Below are 8073 nucleotides of genomic sequence, written 5' to 3' on the forward strand. Positions count from 1 at the left end.
CAATACCAGCGCACAGCCCAAAGAATGATTTCGCCCTGAAAATGCCGACCATGGAAAGGATTCATATGCTGCACCTTTAGCTAAAACAGTCTTCAGCTTACCATTCGTGGTTATTTGCAACAGTGCCTTTGAAAGCTCATCAAGGATAAATTCACCTTGACGACCACGCTCAGCAATTGTATGGAACAGTTGCTTTGGTGCCAGCGCATAACCGACTTCTTCGACTGAGTTTTCTTTAATGCCATCAATCAGTTCAGCATGTTCAGGGTTATTTTCATCAAGTTGATGGTATTTTTCTGCCAAGCCTTCATCTTGCAACAGTTCATTGGCAAAGCTAATCGCTTTTTCAGACAGGTATTTGTAGAAAATGAAGCCGAGAATGTAGTCACGGAACTCATCAGCCCCCATTTTTCCACGTAAATCGTTTGCAATGTTCCAAAGATGTTTTTGTAGTTGTTGAAGTTGAACCTGAGTCATGAAGCAAGAATCTCTAGTAATACCTAAATTTGCTTAAGTATAACGAGTATCTGCTTATAAAAATTAGGTTTTGACCGTCTTGGAATCAAATATGGGTTTCACCGAATGCTTACCTAAAAAAGTTTATCAAAGGACTTGAAAAAATTAAAATAAAGATTATCGTATTACGATAACCCACAAAAAATGGATCATATATGATTCCAATGTTAGCTTCACAACTCAAACAAGAAACCGACTGGCGTGTTATTCACTGTGAAATATTAATGGATCAATCTCATACTGATACTGATGAGGCTTTTGGACATATCCTAATAGTATCAAAACACGGTGTCTCTATATGCTTTGGGTTTACCTCATACACGAATAAAGAAATCGAAATGCACGAAATCCGTATTCTAAATGCAGATAATATTGAAATATGTGCGCATGAAGATGATGATGGTGAGGTCATACCTACCGCTTATGACATTGCAGATCAAACAAATTGGCGAAAAATTGCAATAAATACGAAGTATGAAAAAGTTAGAAGGAAAGTCAAAAGTATAAGTTTTAATCTGGCTAATGAAGCTGACATTTTATATTTTGCACAAAGTCAAAAAGACTTTTCAAACTGGGTAAAAAATAAAATTCTAGAAGAAATTAGCCAAAAATCGCTATCCTAAATTTTACCCACAAGAAATGGGGATAATTTCTGTCTTGGAACCTTGATAACTGGGCAAAAATACCCAAATTGAGCGTTTTTTAGACAGTTTTATTGGCAAAAACTATCAAAAACGCTCATAAAAAAAGGCCGACTTGTTTCCAAGTCGGCCTTTCGGGTCTGTGCCACCTATTTTTATAGTATAACTTTTTGAAATATAACACTATTTATTTTTTTGGTTACGGCTGATGAACTGAACTGCGCATAAGAGATTTTATGTTAAATAGATTCTTTTAAAAAGGATCTATTGTTTATTATTTTGGCTAGGATCAGACTTTATAGGTTAGGTCTATTAACGTCTTTGCATAGTTAATTGCTGCTCTACGTAAGTTATTTTTATTAATAATTAAACTCCAATACAAAGGCATTAAAAGACTAACTACTAAAGTTAGCCATAAAGCCATTTTAACTTTTTTTATAAAAATACCGAGTTGATGAAAATCTTTTAAAGAACTTTCATAATTGAGGAAAAATAAAGCAACTAAAATTATGAATGAGATTAAGCATATCAATAGCGCTATCCATTTTAATCCCAAACTATTTCTCATGAATCCATAGGTAATATTTTCATTAAGTAATATTTTTTCATCTCTAGTTTTTCCTCTTAACCAAGTCATAGTTTCACTGTACACATTGTCAGCCATATTTGGATCAGCAATTTCTTCTTGAGGAGAAGGCATAGTGAAAGGTGACTTTTGTGTAAGTAGCTCATGAATCTTATCTTTTTTTACTTTATTTAAAGAATTATCACTATGTCTCATAAGTTCGGTTGAGGGTAAAACTTTCCAATCAACTAATGAGTTTTTTTCTACTTTTTTGCCCATATATCTTGCAACATTTGATAGTAGAAATACCATCAAAAATCCGATAAGAACACCAACGATGACATTGGATATTAAAAATTTATTCCAGTCAAAATAAGATGCTATAAGAGCTAATAATGGTAATCCAGCAATACAGGCTGGCAAGAATCGTGCTTTTAATGTGTATTCATCAAAATAGCCAAATAAGTCTTTCATTTTTAATTGAAATTCAAAAAAGTATCCTCATCTATTCTAACAGAATGATTTGAGTACTTAATAATGATTACAAGTTATGAGATAGAATTTTTACCTGTTGGGAATGGTGAAAAGAGTGGTGATTGTATTCTCTTCCATTATTTTGAAGACGGAATAGAAAAAATTATTGCTTATGATGGTGGAACCAGAAAATCTGGTGAAGCTATGGTTGCACATATTAAAAAATATTATGGGACACATAAAATTGATTATTTAATCAATTCACATCCTGATGGTGACCATGTTTCTGGGTTAATTTATGTCTTAGAAAATATGGACGTTGGGGAAGTTTGGATTCATCAGCCTTGGAAATATAGTGATGAGATTTTAGATCTATTCCATGATGGACGTATGACAGCGAATAGTCTTAGTGAACGTATGAAAGAGAAACTAAGAATGGCTCATTGCGTATATGAACTGGCTGAAGAAAAATCTATTCCTATATATGAACCTTATGCTGGTGCTCAGATAGGACCATTTACGGTTTTGTCTCCTGATAAAGAATGGTACATAAACACATTAGTACCAGACTTTTCAAAAACGCCAACTAAAGCAAAATTAGTAATTGAGAAATTTGTTGATAGTCTGGAAAGCTTCGCTGAAACCGTTAAAAACATACTACGTGAAGCATGGAATGAAGAGAATTTACCTAATAATGTTGAAACATCAGCAGAAAATGATAGTAGTGTAATTTTATATGCGGATATCTTAAATAAAGGAATTCTACTTACTGGTGACAGTGGTGTGAAGGCATTAACTAAAGCTGCTGAATATGCTGAAAATCATGGATTGCAAATTCAGGAATACATTAAATTTGTGCAAGTTCCACATCATGGTAGCCGCCGAAATGTTTCCACAGAATCATTAGATCGTTTAATTGGTAGTGCTTCAGGTTCTGAACCTAGTATTTTTCAAAAAACGGCCCTTGTTTCAGCTTCTCCTGGTTCTAAAAAACATCCGAGAGATAGAGTTGTAAATGCTTTTATGCGTAGAGGTTTTAAAGTTATAGCTACTAAAGGAAGTATAAAACGACACTATCATGGAATGCCTGAACGAACTGGTTGGACCTCAGCAAGCCCATTAGAGTTTTCTTATGAAGTAGATGATACGGATAATTAAGTTTTTTGAAACTAACATGATACACTTTATACAAGGTTAAAAATGGGAGCTTAAGCTCCCATTTTTACTGATGATTTTTTAATTCTTTTAGCATGGCATCCCGTAAAATTTCATTCATTCGTGTTTGATAGCCTTTACCTTGTGCTTTGAACCATGCAAGTACGTCAGCATCTAAACGAATAGATGTTTGTTGCTTCACTGGACGATAGAATTGATTGTGGCGTACAGCATTGCTCCAGTCTGTAATTTCAGGAATATCTGATAGATCTAGCTGATCATCAGGAACCGTCCCTTTAGCAAGCAAGCGTTCAATTTCAGCATCTTGCTTGTCGCTGAATTTTTCATTCAGTTCTTTGCGTGAGTATCTAACCATGCTCATATCTATCTCGCTCCGCTTTTGTTACCTGTCTTGCACTAATGATTCGTATGATTTCACAGTCATCTTCATCAAAGATGGTATGAGCTACTAAGAGCATTAGTACGCCTTTCACTTTTCCAATGGTCTGCCAACGTTCTTCGCCATCGGTATGTCTGTCCTGGATTGAGATCCTTAAAGGATCTTCAAAAACAAGGCTTGCAGTTTCGAAAGAGATATCATGCTTTTTCTGATTCTTTCGATTCTTTGCCTCATCCCATTCGAAATACTGTTCCATAAAAAACATTCAAATTTGTATATACAATGATGTATCATAAAACTGTATCACTCAACCCGATTGGTGTAATTTTTAGTCAAAATTATTGGCAAGAACTATCAAAACTGCTCATAAAAAAGCCGACTTGTTTCAAAATCGGCTTTTTGGGCATTTTTGGATTTTTCTGGTTTTGTTAAGTGGTTGATATCTATATTAATATACAAGTGTATTGCGTATAACAACCATTATGTTAAATAGAGGGAAAATCTATTTTTAAAGTGATAAAATTATTGTAGTTATTTTAAGAATAGCTGCTTTTGATACTTGATCATCTATCCTAATTAAAAACTGTTTTTTAATAATTTGGAATATAAATAAGATTTAGTTAAAATTAACATTATTCATATAAATTAACATTATGTATTACATTTACTAATAATTTAAAATAATTAGTAGAAAAAAATTATGTTTTAATTATTTCTTTGGTTATATAAGTTGAGAGTAAAAAATGATTAATACGGAATTTTCAGAGTGTATTTCTGCATGTACAAACTGTTCACTTATTTGTACTGAATGTGCAACTTCTTGTTTAAAAGAAAAAGATTTAGAGATGATGCGTGAATGTATTCAACGTTGTCTAGAATGTGCAGATATTTGTCAGTTATGTGTGCGTATGCAACAACATAACTCACCTTTCCTCAAAGAGATTTGTGAGCTTTGTGCTAAGATCTGTGAATATTGTGCGGAAGAGTGTGAAAAACATTCACATGATCATTGTAAAAAATGTGCTGAGGCTTGCCGTCAGTGTGCAGAAGAATGTCGAAAAATTGCCATGTAAAATACTTCAATAATGTTAATTATATGGCTCTAGACTAACATAATCATTCTGCTAGTCTAGAGCCTTTCCTAAAATTAACATAATACACCTTATACGAAGCCAAAAATGGGAGCTTTAAGCTCCCATTTTTAGTCTTTAATTCGCTTTTTCGCTTCGTCATAAACTATGCTATCAGCTCGTTTTCCGACGGTAATGAGCAGGATAACTACCTGATCATCTTTAACTTGATAGACAAGTCGGACACCAGCTTTTAATAATTTGATTTTATAGCAACCTGCAAGATCGCCTCTAAGCATATTCTTTGGAATATGTGGCTGCTCTATGACTTTGGCTAGTTTCTTTTTAAATTGATCTCGTATAGCAACAGGGAGTTTTTCCCATTCTGCTGTAAAGTCCTTGTGACGTAAAAGCTTATAAGTCATCTAATGTGACTTCCTCAAACATCTCTTTAGGATCATTAATGCGCTTACGGACAAGAGCTAATAATTCTTCATCTTCTTCTGAAAGCAAAGCTTTTTTGACAGGCAGTTTCCCAGTCGTAGCAACATACTCAAGAATACTAGTGAAGAAATCCGTAGGTGCAATACCTTGCTCTTTAAGGATTGAATAAGATTTTTCTTTAAGGGCTTCATCGATCCTGAAGTTAACAGTAGCCATCATATTTCCCAAGTATTTAATGTACTAGGAATATTGTAATGCAAATTGCATTACAAGTCGACTTCGCATAACAGCCATTATGTTAAATGGAAGGAAGCAAAATAAGTTAACATTTTGCTTCCGGCCACATTAAGCTAGAGTTTTATTTAAATAAAGCTATTTAGTAATCATTAAATTAATTAAAATCTAAATCTAACACCAGCTCCATATAACCAACCTTTCTCAGAGTTTGATTCTATTTGCCACGACGTTTCATCATTACCTTTTGAATACTCATAGGCAATGTCGATATACGGCATGATCTTTTTACTGATTTCATAGCGAGTTTCAAACCCTGCGGTTGCACTGCTTAAACCAGTTTTTTTCGCATATTTAGAGTCATCACTAAAGATAGCATCCAACTCTAAATAAGGTTGAATAATCAACTTTTGCGTAATCAGAAAATCACGTTCCGTTTCTAGGCTAAAGCCCGCATAATTGTCTTCTCCCGCATAGAGATAAGCATCAGTTTCAAAGAAATATGGCGCCATACCATGTAAGCCAATCACCGCATCAACATTTTCTTCGGTGTCTTTGCGATGATCATTGAGTTCAACTTTTTCACTACGATAACGTGCACCAATCTGTGCATCCCAAAAGTCTGAAATCATACGGCTATATAAAAGTTTGGCATCATAATGTGCATCATGCGATTCTTCTTTATCGGCATGAATTTTAATAAAAATCTTATTTTCATCTGTGCCAATACGGGTTTCAAACTCTGACTTTAAATCACCTGTGCCATCTTCATTGACAAGCCACTTATTGTCCACTGTCGTAATCGCATAAATTTGCGCACCGTGTTCTGAGCGATGATCATAATGCGAACTCTGCTGAGCATTCGCATCTGGTACATGATGTAAATGATTAACCGTAGATGTTGCCTGATGTTGTGCCTGATTCATTTGGCTATGGTTCATTTGAGAGCGATCCATTTGCATCGGCTGATTTTGACTAGAAGATGTAGCAACTGTCATTTTTTCAGGCGCACTATGATCTTCACCATTATGTGCCAAACTCACTGCACTGACCATCAACAAAGAGCTTGCTAAAACAGTTTTAGAAAAAAGATTAATGGTGCGCATGTTGATCTCCTTTCTGTACTTTTTGATCTTGCTGTTTCTCTGTTGATTTGTGATGCATTGGCTGATGACCTGCATGTTGATGGTTCATCGGTGCTGAATGTGCAGCATGATTCATTTTCCCCATCATCTGCATGTGTTGTGCATGCTCTTGTGGAGAATGCTGTGAATGATCCATCTCAGACATCGCTTGATGATTCATTGATGGTACATTTTTTCCATCAGTCTGAGCAGTTGAATGATGCCCTTCGTGCGCCAAACTTAAGCTTGTTAAACTCAATACCGCAACAGAAAAAAACGCTTTAAATACAAAATTAGTGATGTGCATGTCCAGCTCCTTTTTGCTCAGTTACTTGGTGAGTTTGAGTCGAATTTGTACCTTGAATTGGCGTTGTAGACACTTGTTCATCGCTAACATTTGCCACGATCAACTTGTTCATCATTCCTGCACTCATGTGATACAACAAATGACAATGGATTGCCCATTCGCCCAACTCATCCGCAGTTAATAAAGCAGTCACTGTTTTACCCGGTGGTACAATCAATGTGTGTTTATTCGGCATATCTACCGACTCTTGACCATTCTCCAACTGCATAAACATGCCATGTAAATGCATGGGGTGCGCCATCATACTGTCATTAATAAATTTGATACGGATACGCTCGCCATACTTCACTTTTAATGGCTCAGCATCGCTGAATTTTTTACCGTTAATCGTCCAAATATAACGCTCCATAGTACCGCCCAAACGCACTACTAATTCACTGCTAGCTTCACGAGTATCTTTTTGCGGTTCTAAAGATTTTAAATCACTATATTGCAAGGCTTTATTGCCCGCAGGTGTAGATGCATTTGCCCAACCATAAACCACTTGATCATTTTCTTGTGGTTTTGCTGTGCCATGCTGTGAATGATCCATTTTCGAGTGATCCATGCCTTGCATATCGCCATGGTTCATTTTTGAATGATCCATTTTCGAGTGATCCATGCCTTGCATATCGCCATGGTTCATTTTTGAATGATCCATTTTCGAGTGATCCATGCCTTGCATATTGCCGTGGTTCATTTTCGAATGATCCATTCCTGCATGATCACCGCCACCATGTCCCATATCTTCCATGGTCAAAAGTGAGCGTGGACGTGGTGCAGGCATATGAATGCCATGTGTCATAGGATTTAATTCATTGTGCAGTGTACCAATCGCATAGCCTGCACGGTCAATTGACTCAGCTTCAATTTGATAATGTCCGCCTTTGGGCTCCACAATCACATCATAAGTTTCAGCTGTGCCAATACGAAACTCATCCACAGCAACAGGTTTTACAGGCTGACCATCAGCACTGACCACAGTCATTTTCAAGTTAGGAATACGGACATCGTAGAAAGACATCGCAGATGCATTCACAAAACGTAGGCGAATTTTTTCATTCGGTTTAAACATTCCTGTCCAATTTTGTTCAGGTGTTTTGC

The 8073-nt window shown here is 35.8% G+C and carries 11 protein-coding genes and 1 pseudogene; 3 read left to right on the forward strand and 9 right to left on the reverse strand.

The features are described 5' to 3' along the window. Positions 1 to 87 precede the first annotated feature (87 nt). A pseudogene (locus FTV52_RS13765) lies at positions 88 to 477 on the reverse strand (type I restriction-modification system subunit M N-terminal domain-containing protein); the annotation flags it as partial. Positions 478 to 671: 194 nt separating this feature from the next. Here FTV52_RS13765 and FTV52_RS13770 point away from each other — a divergent pair. Further along, the gene (locus FTV52_RS13770; RefSeq protein WP_179991015.1) at positions 672 to 1139 is read left to right on the forward strand and encodes a hypothetical protein; all 468 of its coding nucleotides are present in this window, start codon (positions 672 to 674) and stop codon (positions 1137 to 1139) included. Between the two features lie 307 nt (positions 1140 to 1446). Here FTV52_RS13770 and FTV52_RS13775 read toward each other — a convergent pair whose 3' ends face one another. Further along, entirely contained in the window at positions 1447 to 2196 is a 750-nt protein-coding gene (locus FTV52_RS13775; protein WP_005245148.1) for a hypothetical protein, read from the reverse strand. Between the two features lie 63 nt (positions 2197 to 2259). Here FTV52_RS13775 and FTV52_RS13780 point away from each other — a divergent pair, with 63 nt between their 5' ends. Beyond that, positions 2260 to 3354 carry a ComEC/Rec2 family competence protein gene (locus FTV52_RS13780; RefSeq protein WP_125268402.1) on the forward strand — a complete coding sequence of 365 codons (1095 nt, stop codon included), beginning with the start codon at positions 2260 to 2262 and terminating at the stop codon, positions 3352 to 3354. A 64-nt stretch (positions 3355 to 3418) separates the two neighbouring features. Here FTV52_RS13780 and FTV52_RS13785 read toward each other — a convergent pair whose 3' ends face one another. Next, positions 3419 to 3733 (reverse strand): BrnA antitoxin family protein, encoded by a 315-nt coding sequence (locus tag FTV52_RS13785; RefSeq protein ID WP_004282216.1) that lies wholly within the window; start codon positions 3731 to 3733, stop codon positions 3419 to 3421. Beyond that, entirely contained in the window at positions 3720 to 4007 is a 288-nt protein-coding gene (locus tag FTV52_RS13790; protein WP_151291914.1) for a BrnT family toxin, read from the reverse strand. Before FTV52_RS13790 ends, FTV52_RS13785 begins: the two co-directional genes overlap by 14 nt. A gap of 487 nt (positions 4008 to 4494) precedes the next feature. Between FTV52_RS13790 and FTV52_RS13795 the strand changes: the two genes are divergently transcribed. Next, the gene (locus tag FTV52_RS13795; protein WP_004641881.1) at positions 4495 to 4824 is read left to right on the forward strand and encodes a four-helix bundle copper-binding protein; all 330 of its coding nucleotides are present in this window, start codon (positions 4495 to 4497) and stop codon (positions 4822 to 4824) included. Between the two features lie 128 nt (positions 4825 to 4952). On the opposite strand, the gene FTV52_RS13800 is transcribed toward FTV52_RS13795, so the two are convergent. From FTV52_RS13800 to FTV52_RS13820, 5 genes are all read right to left on the reverse strand, one after another. Beyond that, positions 4953 to 5246 carry a type II toxin-antitoxin system RelE/ParE family toxin gene (locus tag FTV52_RS13800; RefSeq protein ID WP_000221358.1) on the reverse strand — a complete coding sequence of 98 codons (294 nt, stop codon included), beginning with the start codon at positions 5244 to 5246 and terminating at the stop codon, positions 4953 to 4955. Then, positions 5236 to 5481 (reverse strand): type II toxin-antitoxin system RelB/DinJ family antitoxin, encoded by a 246-nt coding sequence (locus FTV52_RS13805; RefSeq protein ID WP_000246755.1) that lies wholly within the window; start codon positions 5479 to 5481, stop codon positions 5236 to 5238. Before FTV52_RS13805 ends, FTV52_RS13800 begins: the two co-directional genes overlap by 11 nt. Positions 5482 to 5660: 179 nt before the next feature. Further along, positions 5661 to 6605 (reverse strand): copper resistance protein B, encoded by a 945-nt coding sequence (locus FTV52_RS13810; protein WP_179991016.1) that lies wholly within the window; start codon positions 6603 to 6605, stop codon positions 5661 to 5663. Further along, a complete protein-coding gene (locus tag FTV52_RS13815; protein WP_004897649.1) occupies positions 6592 to 6930 on the reverse strand; it encodes a hypothetical protein in 339 nt (112 codons plus the stop codon). The genes FTV52_RS13810 and FTV52_RS13815 overlap by 14 nt, the downstream gene beginning before the upstream one ends. Next, a partial coding sequence (locus FTV52_RS13820; RefSeq protein WP_179991017.1) for a multicopper oxidase domain-containing protein occupies positions 6917 to 8073 on the reverse strand: 1157 nt, incomplete at its 5' end. The genes FTV52_RS13820 and FTV52_RS13815, both read right to left, overlap by 14 nt.

The sequence above is a fragment of the Acinetobacter sp. YH1901141 genome (genome assembly GCF_013416935.1).
GTDB lineage: Bacteria > Pseudomonadota > Gammaproteobacteria > Pseudomonadales > Moraxellaceae > Acinetobacter > Acinetobacter towneri.